This window comes from Streptomyces halobius (assembly GCF_023277745.1).
GTDB classification, from domain to species: domain Bacteria; phylum Actinomycetota; class Actinomycetes; order Streptomycetales; family Streptomycetaceae; genus Streptomyces; species Streptomyces halobius.
This window is the reverse complement of sequence record NZ_CP086322.1, coordinates 4,515,030-4,536,994: the sequence shown is the minus strand read 5'-3', so window position 1 is coordinate 4,536,994 and position 21,965 is coordinate 4,515,030. Positions and strand designations below refer to the sequence as shown.

The window sequence follows — 21,965 nt, the reverse complement described above, 5'->3', positions numbered from 1 at the left end:
AGCGGGGCCCGCCCTTCGGGCGAACGACCGGAGTTTGACGACAGGGCCTAGATCACCTGCGTGGCTTCGGTGTTCGTGGCCGGGCGGAGGACGACGCGGAAAGTCCGCTCTCCGACGAGGCAGTTCATCGTGGTGCGGCTGTCCGGGGCGGGCTGAGGAGAGACCAGTCGGGCGTGTACGGCCGACAGCGCGACGGCTGGGTCGATCCGTACGATCCGGCCTCCTTCGTACCGGGGTTCGACCTGGACGGCGTACGTCTGCTCATGACCGCGGACTCTGAGCAGGCACGCGCCGGACGGCAGCAGGGCCGCCGCCGAACGACAGCCCGGGTAAGCGGACAGTGCGTGCCGAGTCCACCCGTCGGCGGTCCAGGCCAGGTCCACGGGGGCGGCGGACCCCGGGAGTGGACGACGGTACAACAGGCCGGCGGAACGGGTGAGTTGTTCGCCGACGGCGCCGTGCTCCACGGCCAGGTGGTGGCCGGGCAGCCCGGTGCCGGCCGGGCGCCGGGCGATCTGGACGCCGGCCGCGGTGGTCTCCACGTGGACGTCGAACGCCGCGGGGACATGTCTGGCGGGCGCGGGCGAGGGCAGCGGCCGGGGTGTGCAGTCGTGAGTGGGTGGCGCGAGACCGAGCAGGGCGTAGAGCTCGGTTCGCAGGCGGTCCACGGCTTCACCGGGGGGCGCGAAGGCGGCCTGAGCGGCGGCGCGCCCGGGGCCCGGCCGGTACGCCCGCAGCGCGTCCGCGATGTTTCCGGCGCGTCCCAACTGCGGTATCCGGTCGAGGAGTACGCCCATCGGGCTGCCGGGGATCAGTTCGCCGCCGCCTCGGTGGACGCTCACGACGGGGCGGTCCTGGGTGGCGCAGTAGTACAGGGCGGCCGATCCGTGGTCGGTGACCAGGGCATCGGCGGCGATCAGGACGGAGGCCCACTCCTCGTGCGGATCCGGGAGGATCATCCCTGCGTCGAGGGCCGGCGCCAGGCGCTCGGTCAGTTCGTACGTCCCGAGCAGGCTGCGCTCATTGGGATGGACCACGAGCGCCAACTGGTATTCGTCGTGGGGCAGCTGGGTCGCGAGCCGGGCGGGCAGTCCGGGGCGCTGCCGGACGAGGGACTCGGGCCCCCACGTGGAGACCAGGACCAGCAGCTTGCGGGCCCCGGTGCCCAGCGCCGCCCGGTAGCGGTCGCGTAGGGACGACGAAGCGAGGACGCGTTCCAGAGTGAGATCGCCGATCACCTTCGCGTGCCGGGCGGCCCGCGGGTCCGTGGCTGCCAGCCTGGCGACCTGATCGGGATGGGCCAGGGCGTGCAGCGCTATCGGAGCGTCGTGGTCGGTACGTCGCAGATACGCGGGGTCCAGCCCGGACGCCGAGTCGGCCGAGCCTTCGCCGGGGATCGACTTGTTGAAGCCCGCGCCGTGCGGCAGGAGGACATGCGGGCCGCGCAGCAGCCTCAGGTCGCCTTTCGGGCTCGTGGCGACGACCAGGTCGTACGTGTGACCGCGCGCTTCGCTCCACGGCACCATGCGGCCTCCGAGGGTGTCGATCGCGGAGAGAGCGTCGGCTCCGAAGTCGGACCCGGGGACGAGGGTGAACAGGCGGGTGATCCGGTCGTCACCGGAGAAGACGGGGAGAACGTCGAGCAGGCGATACAGGGCCACCGCCGACCGAGCCGCGAACAGAACCGCTCGCTGGTCGCCCGTCGCCCGTCGCCCGTCGCCCGTCGCCCGTCGCCCGTCGCCCGTCGCCCGTCGCCCGTCGCCCGTCGCCCGTCGCCCGTCGCCCGTCGCCCGTCGCCCGTCGCCCGTCGCCGTAAGTGTTCAGTCTATTGGGAACCGGCGGGCGGACACAGCTGTTTACGCAGGTCGGGGTGGGTTCCATAGCGTCGTCGGGCGACATGAAGCGATCCTATCGCTCGCTGTTCGAAGGTCGCCGAGAGTGATCCACGCCGCACATTCGGCAAGGACGGTGCGGCATGCCGTGGCTGATCGCGAGGATGGCGGCATGAGTGACTGGGGAATCGCACTGATCGCCGCGGGATCGGCGATCGCGGGCAGCGTGGTGACCGGCTGGTACACCCGCGGCGCCGGCATCCGGCAGGCCACTGCGGCACGCCACGCGGGCGACCGTCAGGCGGACGCGCTGCTCGAATCGGTGCGCATGACGCTGCGGGCCGAGTCCGGCCACCGCGAGTTCGCCCTTCGTCGCCAGAGCTACGCGGAGTTCCTCGGAGCCGCGGAGGCCGGGATCCTCACCGAACGGAACGGACGGGGTCAGGCCGACGACGCCGTCCTGCTGCAACGCGCCTTGGGCGGAGTACTCCTGGAAGGCCCGCCCGCCGCCGCCGAGGCGGCACAGCACCTCGTCGACTGTCTGCGACGCCATGAGAGGCCGGACGAACTGGAACGCGCGAAGCGGACCTTCGTCTCGGTGGCGCAGGAGTGCTGCCGGTCCCGGTGAACGCGTCGTACAGGTCGGTGCCCCGTGAGTCGTCGGGACGGTCAAGGTCCCTGGCTGCGTCCGCACGGTACGCGTATGCAAGATCACGTAGTGGGTGGGGCCGAAGGTGATCTCGCGTGCCAGGCCTGTCCGGCGGGTCGCATTTCCGTACCGGGGTTGACCTCAAGTGCACGTGAGGTATGAGAGTTGATGCCCATGACACGCTTCGTGGATTTCGTTCACCCTGCCGCTGGAACAGCTCTGCTGAGTGAGTGGCTCACTGGTTCTGTCGAGCGTTCGCGCACGGCCGCTCGTGCTGTGATCGACGAGTGGGCATCGGCCGAGACGCCCTCCGGACGTTTGGCGCAGCACGTCTTCCTGTCCACAGACGGTACCGGCCTCCTCTTCTACGCGCAGTGGTCCAGCGATGAGGAGCACCTGGCGTGGGCCGGCGCCCGTCGCCCTGGGGTAGTCGGGCGCGTCGACATGCTCGTGCCCGGTATCAAGCGTCCCGGACTCAACAGGACCCGTCTCCACCGCAGTGTGGTGCACGACGCGGGGCGCCCGTCCGGCGTCTTCGTGGTGACCACTACGGCGGCGGACGATGTGGAGAGTGCAGTGGTGCCGGCGCCGGGCTTGCTCGCGGCGCACGTCCACCTGACACTCGATGGTGAGCGTGCGATCGTCGTCCAAGAGTGGACTGACGCTGCCGCTCATGAAGCGGTGACCACCGATGGCCTTGGCTTCAAGCGGTACACGCTCCACCACTCGCTCCTCGACGACCGCGTCGAAGGAGCAGCCAGCACGTCATGAGCCGAGCCACCGACGAACCGTGGTGTCGGTGTCGGTGACGTGGAACATGGAGGCCCACAGTCCAACCGTGTGGCCACGGGCCGTGGAACATGGAGGCCGGCCACGTGCCGGACGCGCACGGTCGGTTCGAACACGGCGGGCCACCGCGCCACATCGGCGACCAGCGCATACAGCGCCTCGCCGATGCGGCCACCGTCACACTGTGCTCACGACGGTGGACGGTGGGGGGACGGCGGTGTGGGCCATGGTACGTACTCCTTCGACGGGGCCGGGGGCGCGTTCGACGTGCTGGTCGAGGCCGTCGTGGGGGCACGCCCGGCAGGCGCGTGCCCCCGCAGACGTCTGATTGAGGGCGCGTCAGCCGGCTTGGGCCACCGAGCCGTTGACGAGGTCGGGAAGGATGCGCGGGGTGAGGTCGACATCAATGTCGACGGAGAGGATGACGCCGAGCTCGCGCTCGATGTGGGAGGTGCTCTCCATCAGAGCGAGGGTCGTAGCCGAGGTCTTCGAACGTGACGTCGAGAATGTCGCCTGACAGGTCGACGCCGTCGTCCTCACCGGCGCAAGCGATGAGGAACGTGCGCAGTTCGCCTCGGCCTCGGCGCGGTCCGGCTCCGGGACGCCCGCACCGTCGGCGAACACCACGGAGATCGCCGCCGGCGTCGGACCCGCCTCCGCGAGTGCGCGCTGAGCGGCATGGAGGAGGGCGGGCGGACGGCCGGCCCCGGGCGCCGGGTCGAAGGTCGCCGCGTAGCCCGCGATCTCGCCGTAGACCCGCTCGGCACCCCGCTCACGCGCCGAGTCCGCGTCCTCCAGGACGAGGATGGCGCCGCCCTCGCCGGGGAGGTAGCCGGGGGCGTCGGTGTCGAAGGGCAGGTAGGCGCGCTCCGGGTCGGCGACCGTGCTGACCCGGTCGCCGGCGAGCTGGGAGGCGTAACCCAGGGATCGAGCGCGGAGTCGACGCCGCCGCTGAGCACCAGTCGGGTGCCGCGGCGGACCGTGCGGCGGGCGTGACCGATCGCGTCGAGGCCGCCGGCCTGCTCACCGACCAGTGTGGCGCTGGTATGAGGCCCGGAAGGACGGGGCTCGATCATCAGCCGTCGGTGCGTGACGGCGGCGCTGATGTGCCGATGGACGCGCTGATGGTGACGCTGGATGAGCGGGACGAGACGGTCTCGCGGGAGTGGTTGGACTGGTACCGGGACCCTGCGGAAGGCGAGGACTCGTCGGTGGTCCATTGGCACACCTGACGGTCCGGTTCGCGGTATGGGAGAAGGGCCGGCTGACAGTTGTCCACCGGTCGGCTGACGGTCCCGCTGTTGCCGTAGCGGCCTGCCCGGGGGTTCGGAGGGGGCGCTGCAGGTGGCAGGGGAGGGGCTGCGGCCCGGCTTCTGGGCATCGGAGTGGTCGGTGCCGCCTCGGACTGTTTCGGTACCGGGCCCTGAGGAGGGCAAAGAACTGGACCCCGGTGGCGAGCGTGTGGCTCGGCACCGGGGCCCATCTCAGTTACTTACGCGACTGCTGGGCGCCTCAGTGGTGGCCACCGCCGCCACCGCCGTGGCCGCCGCAGGTGGAGCCCAGGTGGGTGGCTTGGGCACCCGGGCTGCCCTCACCGTTGAGCAGGTTGGCGAGCAGGCCGTTGAGGATTCCGACCTCGCCGAGGATGTCCAGGTTGAAGTCGTGTGATTTGCAGTGGCTGCCCCCGCCGGCGTAGGCGGGGCCGGTTCCGAGGAAGCCCACGCTGCCGAGGACGGCGGCCACGACGGCGGCCTTGCGAAGCTTGCCCATGTCTCCTCCATTGATTGAACGGATGCGATCTGCGACAGATCCACTTCGTACGGTTACATGACGTGAAGCTAATACGAAATATCCCGCTTCGCTCCTCGGCGTAGGCCGCTGGGTCACTGCGCCGCCGCCATATGGGTTCTGACGCCGCGAAAAGTGATCCGCCGTCAGGAGGACAGGGCGGGGGCGCGCAGGGGCAGTGGCGTCGATATCGACATGGCTCCGGCCGGGCGGCGGCATCGGGGCTCTCGTTGCCAGGGTGTGCAGGCTGGAGGCGGTCGGTGGGCGGGCGTCAGGTGCGGAGGTGGCCGCTGCATGACGTCCAGTCAGTTCGGTTTCTCGGGGTGAGGTGCAGTCGGCTTCGCGCAGGCTCGGGAATCAGTCGGATGCTCCGTGCTGCTACTGGGTGATGGTGTGAAGCGCAGTCGTCGGCATGTGACTGACGCGGGGTCAGCTCGACGGTGGGGCCGTGGCGGAGGGGGCCTTGCCGGCCCAGGGGCACTCGGGCGGACGTCGGGCGTCGTAGCGGCGGTTTCCACCTGGCGCGGCGTCAGGAGGACGACCGTGCCGGTCCGCTCGGTGGTGCGCCTGTGACCGTGCCGACGCGCTTGACGCTGCGCAGGAGGGGCACCGTCTCCGTGGCGCGCACCGCGCGCAGCGCCCCGACCTGTGTCGTGAGGTAGGCGTAGAGGGCGCGCACATCGTGACAGACGACGGTCGCCACCAGATTGGTGGGGCCGGTGGTGGCCGCGGCGAAGGCCACCTCGGGGTGGTCGGCCAGCGCTTCGGCGACGGATACGAGTGCGCAGGGCGGGACCGAGAGCCACAGCATGGCCTCGGTCCCGTAGCCGAGGAGCCGTGGATCGATCTCCACGTCGAAGAACAGCATGTCCCGGCGGCGCAACGCGTCCAGACGCCGCTTGACGGCCGACTCCGAGCATCCGGTGACGGCCGCCAGTTCGGGGTATCCCGTGCGTCCGTCGGTGGCCAGTGCCGCCATGAGCCGTTCGTCGCGTTCGTCGGGCGGCGGGACGGTCGCGTCGCCGTCCGGGGGCTGGGGCCGATGGTCCCGTAGCTCCGCGACCTGATGGGGGCTCAGGGACTGGCTCCGGCCGTGCCATCCCGTGGGTCCGCCGAAGAACGTGTGCATCAGGCAGTGGGCGGTGACGGAGACCACCCGTGGGGTGCGGGGGAGCTTCTGCAGCAGCAGCGCGTCGTGCTCCGCCGGGGTACGGGCCCGGGTCACGCACACGATCTCCGTTCCGCCGGCGGTCAGGCTCACCCATGAGGTGTCCTGGCGTTTGGCCAGTGCCGTCGCGAGGGTCCCCGCCGCGTCAGGGGTGCACTGGATGCGGACGATCCACTGCACGTGCCCCATCCGCTGGGCGTGGGGCAGGCCCAGAACCCGCACAGCACCACTCGAACGGAGCCTTCTGTACCGGCGGGCGACGGTCTGGTCCGAGACCCCGAGGACGGCCGCGATGCGGCTGAACGGGGCGCGGCCGTCGATCTGGAGGGCATGGACGAGGGCGCGGTCGGTCGTCGAGGGCGCGGTCGGTTCTGTCGAGGGTGTGGTTCTCGGTGGGGTGGTGACTGGTGTGGTCGTTGGGGCGGTTGGTGTTGTGGTCGGTGTTGTGGGATTCCGTCACGAGAGTCAGCTTGCCTGTCGAAATCCGGTGATCAATCCGTGATGGCTGACCCAGGCTGCCGCGCCGTCCCATATTTGGCCGCCTGGTCCCGGCGGCGCTGATCGTCGGGATCGTCTTCTTCTGCAGTGTGAACGGCCTCATGCTGGTAATGGTGCTGCACCTGCAGGCCGGGCTCGGCATCAGCGCCCTGCACGCCGCCCTCACGATGATCCCCTGGTCGGGGGGGCATGGCGGTCGGCTCGCTGCTCGCCGGAGCCGTGCTGACGGCGAAGTACGGGCGAGCCAACGTTCATGCCGGACTGGTCGTCATGACGGTGGGGGTGGCCGGTGCGGCCGTACTGGCCCATGGGGTGGGGGAACGACTCACGTCGTGGGAACTCGTGGTGCCCCTGCTGCTGGCCGGTTCGGCATGGGGGTCGTCCTGGCGCCGTTCTTCAGCATCGCTCTGGCCGGCGTCTCCGACCGCGAGGTGGGTTCCGCCGCGGGCGTCACCAACGCCGTCCAGCAGCTGGGCAGCGCGCTGGGTGTCGCCTTGCTGGGCACCGTCTTCTTTGCCACGACGGATGGCTCGTCCTTGGATGGCTCGTCGGGGGACGGCTCGTCGGCACCCCGTCGATGCCGGAGATGTGCGCACAGCGGTGATGTGCCGACCGCGCCACCGCCCGGATCGCCGCCACGCTGAGTGAGCGCTGCCGCGACGTGCACGACGCTCCCGAAGGCCCGGATGGCGTGCTGGCTACCAAGCGCCACCGAACCATCCTGACCTGCGAAAACCCGATCATGTGGCGGGTGGTGCGGGGCGGACGAGGGGGCGTTCGCGTGGCGGGTGCGGGTGGATCGAGGCATGTTGAGGAGGCAGCCGTATTCCCGGAGGGGGAAGCGGTACTCCCGGACGGAAGGACCTCAAGGACTTCGAAGAACTCAAGGACCTGAAGGACCTCAAGGGGGCGCGAGGCATACCTGACGCGGGCGTCGGCGTCTGCGGGTGAGTGACCAGGAGGCTCGTCGATGCTGCAGAGATTGATGCGGATCGCCGCCGCGGCTCTCGCTCTTCAGGTGACGGCGGCGATGTCGTCGTCCGCGGTGGCGGTCACGCCCGGGGACGGAGTCGAGGCCCGGTCCATAGCGGGGGCGGAGGCGCCGTTGGTGATCGCACACCGCGGTGCCGCCCAGCACGCACCGGAGAACACGCTCGCCGCGGTGGACGCGGCGCACCGGCGGGGACTCGTATGGGTCGAGAACGATGTGCAGCGCACCGAGGACGGCCAACTGATCGTGATACATGACACGACCCTGAAGCGGACGACGGACGCGGAGAAGGTGTTTCCCGACCGTGCGCCGTGGCGGGTGGGGGATTTCACGGCCGCCGAGATAGCGCGGCTGGATGCCGGGAGCTGGTTCGGCAAGCGATTCGCGGGGGAGCGGGTACCGACACTCGCCAGCTTCTTGCGCCGTCTGGACCGCAATGGCCAGCGTTTATTGCTGGAGATCAAGGCCCCCCGGCGCTACCCGGGAATCGAGGCGCAGATCGTCCGCGAACTCCGCGCACAGGGCTGGCTCGATCGTGCGCACGTTCGGAGCCGGCTGGTCGTTCAGAGCTTCTGTGTGCCGTGCATAAAGAGGGTGCATGAACTGGCGCCGGAGGTACGTACGGGGATTCTCGTGCGTACGGAGATTCTCGGGGTGCCCGAGGTGGACGAGCTGGAGCGCTACGCACGGTTCGCCGATCAGATCAACCCCCGTATATCGGCGCTGAGTTCGCGCTGGGTCGAGGCCGTTCACCGGCTGCGCGGCGCCCACGGAAGGCCGTTGGAGATATACGCGTGGGACGTGGGGGAGGACGGGAGCCCGCGGGCGGCCTCGATGAGCAGAATCGAAGGGATCATCGCTTAGGGGCTTCAGCCCTGATCGGCCCCCTTCGACCTCCGCCGGTGAAGGTCCTGTGGAGGCCGGACGGGCGGCTTGTGGCTGCGGCGGGCCGGGATTTACGGGATTCCCGTGACGGGGCTAGGGTGCTCGGGATGTTCGACGCCGCCTCACTCCCCGTAAAAGAACTAAGACGCAGGATTTGGCTTTTGGGTTCCCATGTGCGTCCCGGCGCTGGTCCGCGTTCCGCTCCTCCCGTGGGTGCGTTCCGGGAGGGTCCTTGAACAACACCTTCCCCTCGTACGGCGACCGGCGGGTGCCCCTTCCCCCGCAGCGGCAGGTGCCGAATGACGCGGCGGGTCCGGCATATGCGGCGGATTCGGCGTACGCGACGGACTCGGCGTCTGCCACGGACTCGGCCCATGCGGCCGGCCGATCGTGGCCGGCCGCGACCGGCACCACGGCGACGGGCACCACGGCGACCGCGAACGGCACCGCCGAAACCGACACCACGGCCACGTCGGACACGGCGACCACGAGGACTGCGACGTCCAACGGGCCGTCGGCGCAGGCGAACCCGGCCACCGTGCCCGCCGCCGGATCGCATGCGAAGCACAAGGCCAGGGGCCACGCCAAGGCGCACGCGAAGGCCGGCACCGAGGCCGGCGCCCCGGCGAAGCAGCGTGACGCGTTCTTCGACAATGCGAAGTATCTGGCCATCGTTCTGGTGGCGCTGGGGCACTCCTGGGAGCCGCTGCGTGACGGCAGCCGGGCGGCGGCGGCCCTCTACATCACCGTCTACGCCTTCCATATGCCGGCGTTCATCATCATCTCCGGGTATTTCTCGCGCAGTTTCGATATGCGCAAGGACCGGCTGCAGCGGCTGATCACCGGCGTCGCCGTCCCGTACATCCTTTTCGAAGCCGCGTACACCCTCTTCAAACGGTGGGCGGACGACGATCCCGGCTATCCGATCAGCCTCATGGACCCGTGGTATCTGACCTGGTTCCTGCTGGCCCTGTTCGTGTGGCGGCTCACCACTCCCCTGTGGAAGATCGTGCGCTGGCCGCTTCCGCTCGCGCTGTCCATCGCGGTGCTCGCGTCCCTGTCGCCCGACATCGGCAATGACCTGGACCTGCAGCGGGTGCTGCAGTTCCTGCCGTTCTTCGTCCTCGGCCTGTGTCTGAAGCCGGAGCACTTCCAGCTGGTACGGCGTCGGCAGGCGCGGACCCTGGCGGTGCCGGTCTTCGCCTTCGCGCTGGTCTTCGCGTACTGGGCGGCGCCCCGGATGAACGCCGCATGGTTCTACCACCGGGACAGTGCGCAGGAACTGGCCGCCCCGTGGTGGAGCGGCGCGGTGATGACGCTCGCCATGTTCGGCTGCTCGATGGTGCTGGTGGCCTGCTTCTTCGCCTGGGTTCCGGGGCGCACGATGTGGTGTACGGCGCTGGGTGCGGGCACCCTGTACGGCTATCTGCTGCACGGTTTCCTCGCCAAGGGCTCCCGGTTCTGGGACTGGTATGAGGTGGACTGGGTGCATACGCCGTGGGGTGCGGTGCTGCTGACACTGTTCGCGGGGGTGGTGGTCACGCTGCTGTGCACACCGCCCGTCCAGCGGATGTTCCGGTTCGCGATGGAGCCCAGGATGACCTGGGCGTTCAAGAAGGACCCGGTGGGGATGGCCCGCGGCCGGAAGTGAGCCGCGGGCGCCGAGCATCGCAGGGGCACCCGTCCTGCCGGAGAGCCGGCGGGGCGGGTGCCTTTGGCGTGCGGGGGCCGGGGCGGGAGAGTGGTGGCCCCGACAGCCCCCTGGCGGGGGTGCGGGTTCCGGTGTGGGTGGGGGGCCGCCAGGGGCGAGGTGTTGGGGATCTCGGCGCCCCGGGGCGGGCGGCGCTTCGGGGCCCGGGAACGGCAGGCGCGCCCTCACGCCCTAACGGACGACGGCGATGCCTTCGATCTCGACCAGCGCCGCCTCGTCCCACAGACGGGTGGCACCGATGACGGCCATCGCCGGAAAGTCGCCGCCGACCAGCCGCTTCCACACCTGGCCGATCTCCCGGGCGTGCCGCCGGTAGTCGGCGACATCGACGGCGAAGACGGTGAGCTTGGCCAGGTCGGACGGGCCGGCGCCGGATGCCGCGGCCGCCGCCACGAGGTTGCTCAGCGCCCGCTCGAACTGCTCGACGATGCCGCTGCCGACGATCTCGCCCGAACCGTCGAGGGCGGTCTGCCCGGCGAGGAAAACCATGGTGCCGGATGTGGCGCGCACGGCATGGCTGAATCCGGTCGGCGGCGCCAGATGGGGCGGGTTGACGCGCTCCAGCTCAGGGCGGGCGCTACCGGCCCCGCTCATCCCACCGCTCATCGCCGATGGCTCCCCTCCGTTGCCAACTCGTACCGCACACCCAGGGATTGAAGCGCGTCCTGCTCCTCCTGGGGAAGGAGGTCATCGGAGATGACGAGATCGAAGTCGGCGAGCGGCGCCAGCTCGTAGAGCGCTTGACGGCCGAACTTGGAGTGGTCCACGAGCAGCACCTTGCGCCGGGCCGCGGCCATCAGCGCGCGCTTGACCAGTACGTTCTCCTGCGCCTGGTGGTAACAGTGGCCGTTGTCGACGGCCGAGGTGGAGAGGAAGGCGATATCGGCGCGGAAGCTGCGGGCGATATCGGCGGTGGACATGCCGAGGAACGCGTTGAACGCGGCGTGGTACTCGCCGCCCAGCGCGATCACCCGGATGTCGGGCTCCTCCGCCAGCTCGTTGATGACCTGGAGGGAGTTGGTGATGACGGTGTACGCGCCGTGTGAGGAGAGCGAGCGGGCCAGCGGCAGCGCCGTACTGGAGTCGTCGATGATCACGGCCTGGCCGGGCTCGGCCAGGGTCAGCGCGGCCGCGCAGATGGCCTCCTTCGCCGCCACCTGCTCGGCGCCGCGCCAGCGTGCGGTGGACTCGAAGAGCGCACTGGGCGTGGCCGTCGCCCCGCCGCGCACCTTTCGCAGCCAGCCCTGATGCTCCAGGGCGTCCAGATCGCGGTGGACCGTCATCTGACTGACGCCGAGCTCCTGGACCAGCTCCTCGATGGTCACCTGGCCCTCGGCCAGCAACCGGTCGGTGATCCGCTTCCGGCGGTCCTTGGGGCTCAGCTTGGTGACCGACGCGTCCATCGCGGCCGAGCCATCGGCAGCCCCTTCGGTGTCGGTCAACGCTGGTTCCTTCCAGGATCGGATGTCGGCGGCCGCCCGTCTCCCGTCGGCCCCCTACCCGGGGATTTTAGGCCGTGCCCGGCGCGGCGTCGCTGGCCGCGAGGGGCCGGGATGGGGCCCGTCCCGCTCCGTCCCCCGCTCCCCCGGGCCCCGCCCCCGTGAACGGCTCCCGCCCCATGCCCCACCCCGCCCCATGCCCCACCCCGCCCAGTGCTACGGCCGGGCCGCGACGGTCACGGCCACGGTCATCGGCTCGCGCCCGTCGGGCGAGCCTGGGGCGGCGTACGGCCGGGAGCGCGCCACGTCGGCCCCCGCAACCGACACCCCACAGAATCCCGTCATCACAAGCCCAGCGCAGCACCCGCCCCTCACTTGGCATCGGCATAGCACCCCACCACGGCCACACTGAACGGAAACCGCACCGGGATCTCCCCGAACGCGATCCGGCCCGCCACCGCAGCCGCCGCCGTGATCGCCTCGGACACCGCCGCCGCCTCCTCCGCGGGACAGTGCACGATCACCTCGTCGTGCTGGAAGAAGACCAGCTCGGCGTGGAGCCCCGCCCCGGACAGCGTGCGGCGGAGCGCGGCCAGCATGAGCAGTGCCCAGTCGGCGGCGCTGCCCTGTACGACGAAGTTACGGGTGAACCGGCCGCGGGCGCGGGCCGCCGAGCTGCTGCCGTAACCGCCCGGCGGGTCCTCCTCCTGGGGAAGGCCCGCCTCGTCCGGCGCCGCCACGGATGCCGGCGGGCTGGTGCGCCCCATCCACGTGCGCACCAGCCGCCCCTCCTCGCCGGCGCGCGCCGCATCGTCGACATACGCCACCGCGGCCGGATAGCGGCGGCGCAGGTCGGCCATGTGCTTGAGGGCGTCGCCGGAGGTCTGGCCGTAAATGGCGCCCAGCAGGCCGAGCTTGGCCTGGGCGCGGTCGCCGCCGAACGCGCGGGCGGCCAGATCGGCGTAGAGGTCCTCACCGCTGCCCGCCACCTCCATCAGGCCCCGGTCGCGGGAGACGGCGGCCAGCACCCGTGGCTCCATCTGGTCGGCGTCGGCGACCACCAGACGCCATCCGGGGTCGGCGCGCACCGCCTGCCGGACCACCTTCGGGATCTGCAGCGCGCCGCCGCCGTTCGTGGTCCAGCGGCCGGAGACCGTGGCGCCGGGGAGGTACTCGGGGCGGAACCGGCCGTCGTGCACCCACTGTTGGAGCCAGGACCGGCCGTGGGCGGTGTGCAGACGGTAGAGCGACTTGTACGCCAGCAGCGGTGCCACCGCTGGATGGTCGATCTGCTGAAGCTCCCATTTGCGGGTCGAGGTGAGGGAAATCCCGGCGCCGGCAAAGGCTTTGACGATCTCATTCGGCAGATCCGGGCGCACCCGGGCGTCCGGCCCGAAGGCCCGGGACACCTCCTCGGCCAGCTCCGCCATCCGCCGGGGCTCCAGCCCGCCCGGATAGTGCTCGCCCAACAGCTCGTCCAGCAGCCTGCGGTGCACATCCGCGCGCCAGGGCACACCGGCCCGCGTCATCTCCGCGGCGACCAGCATGCCCGCCGACTCGGCGGCGAGCAGCAGCCGCATCCGCTCCGGATGCTCGGTCTTCGCCGTACGCGCCACCTGGCCGGCATACACCTCCAGCAGGGCGGTGAGCTCGTCCGTGCCGGGCGGCAGCGGCACCGGACCCGGCTCGAACAGGGAGGGCTGGGTCTCGGCGGCCCGCGCGGGCGCGTCCTCCGGGACCGGCAGGCCGTGCAGCCGCGCCCAGGCGGCGGCCAGCGAGCGCGGCTGGCCCGACTGCCCCTCTTCATGGCCGATCAGCAGCGACTCGGCTGCCTCCACGTCGTAACAGCGCTGGACCCGAACTCCCGCCGCCAGCAGCCGCCGGTACGTCTCCGCGGTGGACCGCCACACCCACCGCTCGACCTCCGGCCGCGCCCGCACGGCCCCGGCGAGCGACGGCTCCTCCAGCACCGGTCCCGCGGGCCGCCCATCGGGAGCGAGCGGGCAGAGACGAGCACCCCCGTCGCCCGTCTCCACCACCGCCCATCTCATGTCCACGAGTCTTGCACCAGGGTCTGACAATCCCCCTGACCAGCGCATTCGCCATGAGACGGCCCCTGGCACAACCGCCCTGTCCAGGCCAGGGGTTTGGGAACAGCGCTCCACCCGAAGGACAACTGCTCGCCCGGTGCCGCGCATCGCCCACCTGACCGCGGAAACGCGCCGATGGCGCCCGGCGTGCGCCATCGGCGGACGGATTCCGGGTTCTGCCGTGTCGCGACGGTGAGTTCGGCGGCGGAGGCTCTCTGCGCCTGGACACCGGCCAGCCGCCCCACGAGTTTCTCCGGCGAGGTGGCCGTACGCGGTGTCGGGCTCTGCTGCCGCAGTCGCCGGGCCAGCACCTGATCGCAAGTCACCTTCATGACGCCATTGCACACCACGCCACCGACAATCACCGGGTGTACGGAGATGACGTGCCACGATGGTGACCGGACGCGGGCGAATAGGCGGCCAACAAATGGCGGCGCCGGACTGCCCGTGAGGGTACTGCCGACTACCGCCGCCATCTCCGGAACCCGAAAATTCACATCACCCGTATGGCAGCGCTACTTTTGCCCGTTTTCGTGCGTTGAGCAGCTTGTCGCTCCAGGCGGCGCGTAACAGGTCCTGAACGCTGCATCAGTAAAGAGGTAAGCCGTGAAGCTTTTCTCCAAGGCCATTGCCTTGTCCGCCACCGCGGGGATCGCCCTCATGGGAGGGGCCGGCGTTGCCGCTGCAGACGGCAACGGGCACGGCACCAAGGCCGTCGGTGGCGCCGTGGGGTCCCCCGGTGTCTTTTCCGGAAACCTGATCCAGGTCCCGATCGATGTGCCGATCAACGTCTGCGGTAACACCGCTCAATTCATCGGTGCGCTCAACCCGGCGTTCGGCAACATCTGCATCAACAAGTGAGTGCCGCTTAGCGGCGGGGCCGGCCCCGGTACGGCGGGTGCGGCCTTTCCTTCAAAGGCCGGTACGCGTTTCCGTACCGGCCTTTGACGGCTCCGGGGTCGCTCATTTACCGGTCGCTGCCCGGATGCGGTGATATGTGCCGGGGGTTTCATGGCATTCGAGTGAAGCGGCGAAACCGTGCCCGGAGAAGTGAGTTGACCAGGACACTCCGGATGTCGGCACTCCGCTTCGACGAGGGGATAACTGTGATGAAGGTCCTGACTTCGACGACTGTAGCCGCCTCGATCGACGGCCTACGGCTGTGCGCTGGTCGTTGGAGGCAGGGCCGGACAACGATCCTCATCAGCGGTCCGGGGCCTGCGGCGGCACATCGGCAACCGTAGACCCGGTAATTATCGATCCATCATTCGGTAGGAATTCGTATTCGACGGTCCGCTCGGCTGACCGAACTGCGGTAGTTTTCTCGCTTCATCTGCGCGGAGATGATCTCTCGAAACGTCTTTGCATCTTTCGGGCGATTCTTCCGAAACTCATCCGTGAGGGTTTCCCCGGCGAGGAGAAAACGTTACCAATATCGGCAGCGGAGTTACGGGCGATCAGGTTCCCGCCCGTGCGACACGACGGTCGTGTTCGCCAGGACCCGCTACAGGAAGGGCTGAAAGTGAAGTACGCAAAGGTCGCTGCAGCTGCTGCAGTCGCCGCCAGCACGCTCATGACCGTCGGCGCGTCTGCGCCCGCGTTCGCCGACGCGAAGGCCGAGGGTGGCGGCAAGCATTCTCCGGGTGTGGTTTCCGGCAATGTGGTCCAGTTCCCGATCCACGTCCCGATCAACCTCTGCGGCAACACCGTACAATTCATCGGAGCTCTCAACCCGGCGTTCGGTAACCACTGCAAGAACCTCTGAGCCGACAGCAATCGATCCGCGTCGTTCCGGTCGGCCCCGGTGTGCACTCGGTGCGCACCGGGGCCGGACGCGTTCGGTTGCTGGCCGCGTTCGGTCCCGGCCGTGCGGAACGCGAAGCGGGCTCGCGTTTCGGGTGGCGTTACCAAGAACGTTGAACTGCGGAGTTTCCCCACCAGACGGAAATCGTTGAGACAGTGCAAAAGTGGTGATCCGAGCAGCGAAGTAAATGCTCTCGCGGCGTTGGTGTCGCGATCCCGTCAAGGATCGCCTGAGAAGGGACAGATTTACAGTGAAGTACGCGAAGTCTGCCGTGGTTGCTGCGGCTGTCGCGGGTTCCGTCATCACGATCGGCACGGCCGCCCCGGCTTTCGCCGGAAACGCCGGAGTTCCGAAGATGAGCCCGAACGGCAAGGTGTCGGACGCCCAGCTGAAGGGCAGGCAATTCCATCCGCTGGTGCAGCAGGTCAGCGGTGTGGCCGAAGCCGTAAAGAGCGAGAAAAATGACCTGCTCGTCGGCACCAAGGGGGTTACCAAGAAGGTCTCGAAGAAGGTGGACAAGAAGGTTCCACTGCTCGGCGGCAGGCCGGTCGCAAAGAAGTAGGACAGCGTGCGCAGTGTGTTGTCTGTGTGGTTCGCCCCCCGGAGTACTTCTCCTGCGGGTGATGCAGAGTCGCATGGCTCGGAAAGCCACCCTGATCGACGACCTGGATCGGGACCGGCGCACGTGAGTCAATAAGCAAAGCCGAACTCGGCATGGTGAGTTAATCAGAAGGGCGACGAGTGGCTGACGCACCTTCTGGACGACGGCATCGACGGCGTATCAGCGCTCGTCGGGAGGCGATCACGGCCGCTGACCGGCCGGATCCAACCCGGGGCGCCCGGACCTCCTGCTACGGGGCGGCCCGGGTTTATGCCGTCCCCGCGTTCGGCGGAAACGGCGGAAACAGGGACCGGCACCGCACGAGCTAAGCGGTGTCCGGCCCGGCATTGTTATTCGCTCGTTATCGAAGTGTGCTGTACCGGGTCGTTATAGAGGTTGTGTGGAGGGACGCATGCCAATGCCCTTGCGAGATTGATGGGGTTGCCAGGGCATTGGCATGCCGGCCGGAAACGAAAACGGGGCCCGTTCAGCTGCGGTAGGGCAGCGCGGGCCCTGTTCGTGCGCAGGGCATGCGGGTGATGGGGCGGCGCGATAGAAGTGACCGGATGCCTTTTCGTAGAGCGGTTGTCCGGCTGTTCGGGTGACGGTGCGGAACTCGCACTCGCAGGGCGGGTTGTGGGAATAGGCTCTTGTGCGGGAGTTCCTCTTCTGAAGGGTTCTGCGCGCGGAAGAATGATGACAGGCGGGCGTATCGGCGGTGGTTTCGCCGACCGGCGTATCCGCCGCAGTGTGCCGTAGGGCATGGCGTCCGGTGACGATCACGGCGCGGCCACAGCAGCGGCAACAGTGCCAAGCGCCATAGCCGACAGGCATCTCCACCGCGCAGGGGCGGCTGTGTGCCCAACCCGGGTTCCTTCAAGGCATCTTGAATGACCCGTGCCGTTTCACCGCTTGTGACGTCGGGCGGTCGGCGCCGCGTAAGCGCTGCCGGCCGCCCGTTCGTGCGAGCGCGCCACGGGAGCAGCGGGGCGGGCGTTGATCCGAACGCAACGACGGCAGATGAGAGATGAGACATGCGACAGAGCCTGAGACTGAAGTACGTGCTCGTTGCGGCGGCGGTCTCGTGCGTTCTCGGCGCGGGCTGCGGTTCCGTATACGCGGACACCGGGGCGGAGGGGAGCGCCGTGAACTCGTCCGAGGGGCTTACGGGTAACTCCGTTCAGGCGCCGGGACGTGGCCCGGTCGGTGACCCGGTCGACTTCTGCGGCAGTACCGTCAGCGGCGTGGGGCTGCTCAACCGGGCCATGGGCGCCGTGTGCGGGGATGAGCGGCTGCGTGCGCCGGGCGGGCGGCATGTGCCGGACGCGCGGACGCCGGGCGTCGGCTGGAGACCGGGCGACGGGCGATCCGGCGAGGGGCGGCCGGGCCCGGGCCGGGGCCCGGACGGGCGACGCGGGTGGGGCGGTGGGCGGAAACCGGATGTGGAGCGGCGTGCGCACTCGGCGCGCGCGCCGCGAGTGGGCGCCGTGGCGCGGGCCGGTGCGTCGGCGGGATCGGCGCTGCTGGCGTCCACCGGAGCGCGGCAGCTGGGCTTGGCGGTCGGTGTGGGGGGTGGGCTGGTGTTCGGCGGGGCGTTGCTGCTGCGCAGGTCGCACCGGAGGTGAGCCAGGTGGTGCGACGGGGTGCGGCGCTGCGGGAGGTCGGCGGCAGGCCGAGCCGGTCCGGCGGGCCGCTCGGCCTGTGCGCGCCTGGTCGGGACGGCCGTCGGCATCACCGGACGACCCGACCCCGTACCGCCGTACCGAGGGTGCTGGGCGCTGCGGCTGGAAGCCCCCGGCTGTCGTACGGCGGACCGTGCGGATCAACGCGTGAGGGACGTGTCCGGTACGGGAAGGATCGTTCATTCGCTCATTGGTGGGGACCCGTCCGCGCGGGGGTGTGAAGAGGGCGGGGCGCGTCGGCGGGCGGCGGCCCGCGCAATCGGCGAGTCCCGCATGACCGACAGGCCCCACCTGCCCGCGAGCCCCACATGATCGCCAACTGGCCTGCCCCGCGAACCCCACCCCACTGGCGAGGAAACCGCGATGCCGAGCCTGGACCGCACCACCCCCGCCTCTGGCAAACTTGGATAAAGGCCGTGAAAGTGCCCAATCGATGAGGTGTGGGCCATGCTCATTGCGCTGGCGCAGACGGACTGTGTGTTGGGAGAGGTGGCGGAGAACCTCGACCACGCCCGTGAGCAGATCGAGCAGGCGGCGGCCCAGGGTGCCGATCTCGTGGTGTTCCCCGAACTGAGCCTGCATGGCTATCACTTGGGCGCTCTCAAGCGTGATGTTTCCATCGAGGCGCGTGATCCGCGGCTGCTGGAGCTCAGCATGCACGGGCCCGATGTGCTGGTCGGATTCCATGAGCACACCTCGCTGCGCGCCTACAACACGTGCGCGCACTACGCGGACGGCGCGCTGGTGCACGCGCACCGCAAGCTCTATCTCCCGAATTACCTGGCCTGGGAGGAGCGCAAGCACGTCAGCCCGGGGCAGTCGCTGCGCGCGTACGACCTGACGAAGTCGGCCAGCGGGGGGCGGGGCGCGACGCTGGTGTGCAATGACGCGTGGCAGCCGGTGCTGCCGTGGCTGGCGGTGCAGGACGGCGCCGAGGTGCTGTTCGTGCCGACCAACAGCGCGGCGAGCCTGGATCCGGAGGCGATGGACACCGGGCTGTACTGGGACACGCTGGTGTCCTATACGGCGCGGATGCTGCAGTGCTGGGTGGTGTTCGTCAACCGGGTCGGCAATGAGCACGGCGCGACGTTCTGGGGCGGTTCGCGGGTGGTGGATCCGCGGGGCTCGGTGGTGGCGCAGGCGCCCAAGTGGGAGCCCGCGCTGGTCACCGTCGACATCGATCCGTCCGAGGCGCGGCGGCAGCGGCGTGCCGTGCCGCTGATCGCCGAGGCCCGGCTGGGGCTGGTCGACCGCGAGGTGCGGCGGCTGATCGACGAGGGCGGCGACAGCTGAGGGCGGGCGGCGGCTGAGCCGGCGCAGCAGCCGGGACCGGGCGGACAGGGAGACAAGGGGGTGACGTCCGCTCGGAGCGGCCGGTGATCAGTGAGTGTCCGCGGAATCCTGCCGGTCGTCCTTGAGGGCCTTGGCCTCGGACTTCAGGATGCGCAGCGAGCGGCCGACGCCGCGTGCCATGTCGGGCAGCTTCTTGGAGCCGAAGAGCAGTACCAGGACCGCGATGATCAGTATCAGATGCCAGGGTTCGAAGGCGTTGCGGAGCATGGCGCGCTCGCTTTCGTCGGGGGCTGCGGACGTTCTGTCCAGTATGGCCCGAAGGGTCCGGCCGCCCTGCCCAGGGGGTGAGCCCAGGGGCGGGCGGCCGGACGAGGGGCTGCTGCCCGCCTGTCGGCGGGACTTTCGTACGCCTGGAGGCGGCCCCGCAGTCGGGCTACCGGCTGGACTTTCTTACGCCCGGAGACGCTCCCGCAGTCGGGCTACCAGCTGGACTTCCGTACGCCCGGCAGATACCCCGCATGCGCCTGTTCGCGCAGCCGTACGCGGGAGAGTCCGAAGGCGCGGAAGTAGCCGCGCGGGCGGCCGTCGACGCTGTCGCGGTTGCGGACGCGGGTGGCGCTGGCGTCCCGCGGCTGGCGGGAGAGTTCGCGCTGGGCGGTGAGGCGCTCCTCGGCGGACGTCCGCGGGTTGCGGATGACGGCTTTGAGGACGGCCCGGCGGGCCGCGTAGCGGGCGACGGTCGCGCGGCGCTTCTCGTTCTTGGCGATCTTGCTCTGCTTGGCCATCAGACCTTCTCCCCTCGGGCGCGGATCCGGGCGACGGCCGCCTCGATCCCGATCGTGTCCACGGTCTTGATGCCCCTGGCGCTCAGGGTGAGCCGGACGTGCCGGCCCTCGCTCTCCAGCCAGTAGCGCTTGCGCTGGATGTTGGGGTCGAACCGGCGCGAGGTGCGGCGGTGCGAGTGGGAGACGGAGTTGCCGAAACCCGGCTTGCGGCCGGTCAGTTGGCAGTGGGCGGACAAGGTGTGATCCCTCCGGTCGGTGCCCCTCCAGGGGGCTTATTGAAAATGGAAACCATTTACGTATACTACCCGCATGGCCCGCAACGAACTACGCCCGGTCGTCAAGCTCCGGTCCACCGCCGGCACCGGCTACACCTACGTGACCCGCAAGAACCGCCGTAATGACCCCGACCGACTGGAACTGCGCAAGTACGACCCGGTCGTCGGCCGTCATGTCGCTTTCCGAGAGGAGCGCTGAGCCCCCATGAAGCCCGGTATCCACCCCGCCTACGGACCCGTCGTCTTCCGTGACCGGGCCGCCGGCCATGCCTTTCTCACCCGCTCGACGATGACCGGCGACAAGAGCATCGAGTGGGAGGACGGGAACACCTATCCCGTCGTCGACGTCGAGATCTCCAACGTCAGCCACCCCTTCTACACCGGCACCGCCCGGGTGCTGGACACCGCCGGCCGCGTGGAGCGGTTCGAGCGCCGCTACGGCAAGGGCCGCTGATGGACCGGCTCAACATCGTGCTGGTGGGCGGGCTGCACTCCGATGCCCGGCGGGTCACCGTCGAGCGGCTGCTGCGCTCCGTCCCCGGCAGCGTCGCCCTCCATCACGACCTCGCCTCGGCCACGGACGGCACCGTCCGCCGGACGGTCCGGGACGCCGGGGGGACGCTCGACACGGGGGAGACGCCGCTGGTCAACAACTGCGCCTGCTGCGCGCTGCGCGAGGACCTCGTCCCCGAGCTGGAGCGGCTGGCCGCCGGCCGGACGTGTCGGCTGGCGATCGTGGAGCTGTGGGATTCGGTCGAGCCGAAGGCGATGGCCGAGGTGGTCACCGCGTGCGGCAGCGACAGTCTTGCGCTGACGGGAGTGATCACGGCCGTCGATCCGGCGCTGCTGCTGCCGTACCTCGGCTGCGGCGACGATCTCACCGAGGCCGGGCTCGCGGCCGCGGCCTCCGACCAGCGCACCGTCGCGGACACCTGGGCGCGGCAGCTGGAGTACGCGCCGGTGCTGGCGCTGGTGGCGGGGGAGGAGGAGGCCGAGCCGGCCGATCTGGCGCTGCTCGCGCAGCTGCACCCGATGGCACGTCATGTCGATGTGGAGTCGGGGGAGTTGGCGGACGCGGCGATGGCCGGGTTCGACGTGGAGGCGGCCGCCGCGCGGCAGCATCCGGCGTGTGCGCTGCTGCCGCAGGAGGCCGACGCGGACGGCGTCACCACGCTCGTCTGGCGGCGCGCCCGGCCCTTCCACCCCGAGCGGCTCTACGCGGCGCTGGAGGACCTGACCTGCGTGGCCGCGCGCAGCCGGGGGCGCTTCTGGCTGGCCGACCGCCCGGACACGCTGCTGTCCTGGGACGCGGCGGGCGGCGCCCTGTGCGTGGAGAGCGCCGGGCCGTGGCTGGCCTCGCTGCCGGACGCCGCCTGGGAGATGGTGCCGCCGATGCGCCGGGCCGCGGCCGCACTGGACTGGCACCCCGAGCACGGCGACCGGGCCCAGCATCTGGTCTTCGTCTCGCCCGGACTGGACCGCGAGGGGCTCACCGCCCTGCTGGAGTCCTGCCTGCTCACCGACGCGGAGTACGCGGGCGGGCCGCACGCGTGGAAGAGTCTGCCGCCGGCTTTCGACGCACTCCTCGACCCCGTTTCGTGACCGGCCGCACCCGGGCCGACTTCGGTGGACGCCGGCCCGCTCGCCGTACCCGTAAGCCTCCTCCCCGTATCCGTCAGCCGTAC

The 21,965-nt window shown here is 70.0% G+C and carries 24 protein-coding genes and 2 pseudogenes; 14 read left to right on the top strand and 12 right to left on the bottom strand.

Features of this window, described 5'->3' with window-relative positions; all coding sequences use genetic code 11:
* Positions 1-47 precede the first annotated feature (47 nt).
* Entirely contained in the window at positions 48-1,526 is a 1,479-nt protein-coding gene (locus tag K9S39_RS20675; protein WP_248868877.1) for a CDP-glycerol glycerophosphotransferase family protein, read from the bottom strand.
* A gap of 478 nt (positions 1,527-2,004) precedes the next feature.
* Between K9S39_RS20675 and K9S39_RS20670 the strand changes: the two genes are divergently transcribed.
* Both K9S39_RS20670 and K9S39_RS20665 read left to right on the top strand, forming a co-directional pair.
* Positions 2,005-2,460, top strand: a complete 456-nt coding sequence (locus K9S39_RS20670) for a hypothetical protein (protein ID WP_248864855.1) — start codon at positions 2,005-2,007, stop codon at positions 2,458-2,460.
* Positions 2,461-2,655: 195 nt separating this feature from the next.
* Positions 2,656-3,252: an antibiotic biosynthesis monooxygenase gene (locus K9S39_RS20665; protein ID WP_248864854.1), complete on the top strand. Its 597-nt coding sequence runs from the start codon at positions 2,656-2,658 to the stop codon at positions 3,250-3,252.
* A 357-nt stretch (positions 3,253-3,609) separates the two neighbouring features.
* Here K9S39_RS20665 and K9S39_RS43030 read toward each other — a convergent pair whose 3' ends face one another.
* Entirely contained in the window at positions 3,610-3,732 is a 123-nt protein-coding gene (locus K9S39_RS43030) for a hypothetical protein (protein ID WP_406708191.1), read from the bottom strand.
* A 108-nt stretch (positions 3,733-3,840) separates the two neighbouring features.
* Positions 3,841-4,313 (bottom strand): annotated as a pseudogene (locus K9S39_RS20655) (beta-ketoacyl synthase N-terminal-like domain-containing protein); the annotation flags it as partial.
* 42 nt (positions 4,314-4,355) lie between these two features.
* Between K9S39_RS20655 and K9S39_RS20650 the strand changes: the two are divergent.
* On the top strand, positions 4,356-4,502 hold the full coding sequence (locus K9S39_RS20650) for a hypothetical protein (RefSeq protein ID WP_248864852.1): 147 nt from the start codon (positions 4,356-4,358) through the stop codon (positions 4,500-4,502).
* Between the two features lie 280 nt (positions 4,503-4,782).
* Here the strand turns inward: K9S39_RS20650 and K9S39_RS20645 are convergent, their stop codons facing one another.
* From K9S39_RS20645 to K9S39_RS43020, 3 genes and pseudogenes are all read right to left on the bottom strand, one after another.
* Entirely contained in the window at positions 4,783-5,040 is a 258-nt protein-coding gene (locus tag K9S39_RS20645) for a hypothetical protein (RefSeq protein WP_248864851.1), read from the bottom strand.
* A 547-nt stretch (positions 5,041-5,587) separates the two neighbouring features.
* Positions 5,588-6,415: an Lrp/AsnC family transcriptional regulator gene (locus K9S39_RS43025; protein ID WP_406707981.1), complete on the bottom strand. Its 828-nt coding sequence runs from the start codon at positions 6,413-6,415 to the stop codon at positions 5,588-5,590.
* Positions 6,416-6,457: 42 nt separating this feature from the next.
* Positions 6,458-6,568: pseudogene (locus K9S39_RS43020) on the bottom strand (AsnC family protein); the annotation flags it as partial.
* Between the two features lie 488 nt (positions 6,569-7,056).
* On the opposite strand from K9S39_RS43020, the gene K9S39_RS20635 reads away from it, so the two are divergent.
* From K9S39_RS20635 to K9S39_RS20625, 3 genes are all read left to right on the top strand, one after another.
* The gene (locus K9S39_RS20635; protein ID WP_248864849.1) at positions 7,057-7,368 is read left to right on the top strand and encodes a hypothetical protein; all 312 of its coding nucleotides are present in this window, start codon (positions 7,057-7,059) and stop codon (positions 7,366-7,368) included.
* Positions 7,369-7,694: 326 nt separating this feature from the next.
* Positions 7,695-8,579, top strand: a complete 885-nt coding sequence (locus K9S39_RS20630) for a glycerophosphodiester phosphodiesterase (RefSeq protein ID WP_248864848.1) — start codon at positions 7,695-7,697, stop codon at positions 8,577-8,579.
* Positions 8,580-8,832: 253 nt separating this feature from the next.
* Positions 8,833-10,251 (top strand): acyltransferase family protein, encoded by a 1,419-nt coding sequence (locus tag K9S39_RS20625; RefSeq protein ID WP_248864847.1) that lies wholly within the window; start codon positions 8,833-8,835, stop codon positions 10,249-10,251.
* Between the two features lie 231 nt (positions 10,252-10,482).
* Here K9S39_RS20625 and K9S39_RS20620 read toward each other — a convergent pair whose 3' ends face one another.
* From K9S39_RS20620 to K9S39_RS20610, 3 genes are all read right to left on the bottom strand, one after another.
* On the bottom strand, positions 10,483-10,905 hold the full coding sequence (locus K9S39_RS20620) for a RidA family protein (RefSeq protein ID WP_248864845.1): 423 nt from the start codon (positions 10,903-10,905) through the stop codon (positions 10,483-10,485).
* Positions 10,906-10,913: 8 nt separating this feature from the next.
* Positions 10,914-11,753, bottom strand: coding sequence for a DeoR/GlpR family DNA-binding transcription regulator (locus tag K9S39_RS20615; protein ID WP_248864844.1), 840 nt, complete (start codon positions 11,751-11,753; stop codon positions 10,914-10,916).
* Between the two features lie 368 nt (positions 11,754-12,121).
* Positions 12,122-13,801: a bifunctional 3'-5' exonuclease/DNA polymerase gene (locus tag K9S39_RS20610; RefSeq protein WP_248864843.1), complete on the bottom strand. Its 1,680-nt coding sequence runs from the start codon at positions 13,799-13,801 to the stop codon at positions 12,122-12,124.
* A 645-nt stretch (positions 13,802-14,446) separates the two neighbouring features.
* Here K9S39_RS20610 and K9S39_RS20605 point away from each other — a divergent pair.
* The 5 genes from K9S39_RS20605 (at position 14,447) to K9S39_RS20585 (ending at position 19,220) form a co-directional block, all read left to right on the top strand.
* On the top strand, positions 14,447-14,701 hold the full coding sequence (locus tag K9S39_RS20605; RefSeq protein WP_248864842.1) for a chaplin: 255 nt from the start codon (positions 14,447-14,449) through the stop codon (positions 14,699-14,701).
* A 661-nt stretch (positions 14,702-15,362) separates the two neighbouring features.
* Positions 15,363-15,605, top strand: a complete 243-nt coding sequence (locus K9S39_RS20600) for a chaplin (RefSeq protein ID WP_248864841.1) — start codon at positions 15,363-15,365, stop codon at positions 15,603-15,605.
* 289 nt (positions 15,606-15,894) lie between these two features.
* On the top strand, positions 15,895-16,206 hold the full coding sequence (locus K9S39_RS20595) for a hypothetical protein (protein WP_248864840.1): 312 nt from the start codon (positions 15,895-15,897) through the stop codon (positions 16,204-16,206).
* Positions 16,207-17,279: 1,073 nt separating this feature from the next.
* Positions 17,280-17,870, top strand: coding sequence for a chaplin family protein (locus K9S39_RS20590; RefSeq protein WP_248864839.1), 591 nt, complete (start codon positions 17,280-17,282; stop codon positions 17,868-17,870).
* Between the two features lie 504 nt (positions 17,871-18,374).
* Positions 18,375-19,220 (top strand): nitrilase-related carbon-nitrogen hydrolase, encoded by an 846-nt coding sequence (locus tag K9S39_RS20585; protein WP_248864838.1) that lies wholly within the window; start codon positions 18,375-18,377, stop codon positions 19,218-19,220.
* A gap of 87 nt (positions 19,221-19,307) precedes the next feature.
* Here the strand turns inward: K9S39_RS20585 and tatA are convergent, their stop codons facing one another.
* From tatA to rpmB, 3 genes are all read right to left on the bottom strand, one after another.
* Positions 19,308-19,487: a Sec-independent protein translocase subunit TatA gene (gene tatA / locus K9S39_RS20580; protein ID WP_248864837.1), complete on the bottom strand. Its 180-nt coding sequence runs from the start codon at positions 19,485-19,487 to the stop codon at positions 19,308-19,310.
* A 212-nt stretch (positions 19,488-19,699) separates the two neighbouring features.
* Entirely contained in the window at positions 19,700-20,005 is a 306-nt protein-coding gene (gene rpsN, locus K9S39_RS20575) for a 30S ribosomal protein S14 (protein WP_248864836.1), read from the bottom strand.
* On the bottom strand, positions 20,005-20,241 hold the full coding sequence (gene rpmB / locus K9S39_RS20570) for a 50S ribosomal protein L28 (RefSeq protein WP_248864835.1): 237 nt from the start codon (positions 20,239-20,241) through the stop codon (positions 20,005-20,007). Before rpmB ends, rpsN begins: the two co-directional genes overlap by 1 nt.
* 73 nt (positions 20,242-20,314) lie before the next feature.
* Between rpmB and rpmG the strand changes: the two genes are divergently transcribed.
* From rpmG to K9S39_RS20555, 3 genes are read left to right on the top strand one after another with little or no spacing between them, the layout of a single operon-like run.
* Entirely contained in the window at positions 20,315-20,479 is a 165-nt protein-coding gene (gene rpmG, locus K9S39_RS20565) for a 50S ribosomal protein L33 (RefSeq protein ID WP_248864834.1), read from the top strand.
* 6 nt (positions 20,480-20,485) lie between these two features.
* A complete protein-coding gene (locus K9S39_RS20560; protein WP_248864833.1) occupies positions 20,486-20,734 on the top strand; it encodes a type B 50S ribosomal protein L31 in 249 nt (82 codons plus the stop codon).
* Entirely contained in the window at positions 20,734-21,882 is a 1,149-nt protein-coding gene (locus tag K9S39_RS20555) for a CobW family GTP-binding protein (protein WP_248864832.1), read from the top strand. The genes K9S39_RS20560 and K9S39_RS20555 overlap by 1 nt, the downstream gene beginning before the upstream one ends.
* Positions 21,883-21,965 lie beyond the last annotated feature (83 nt).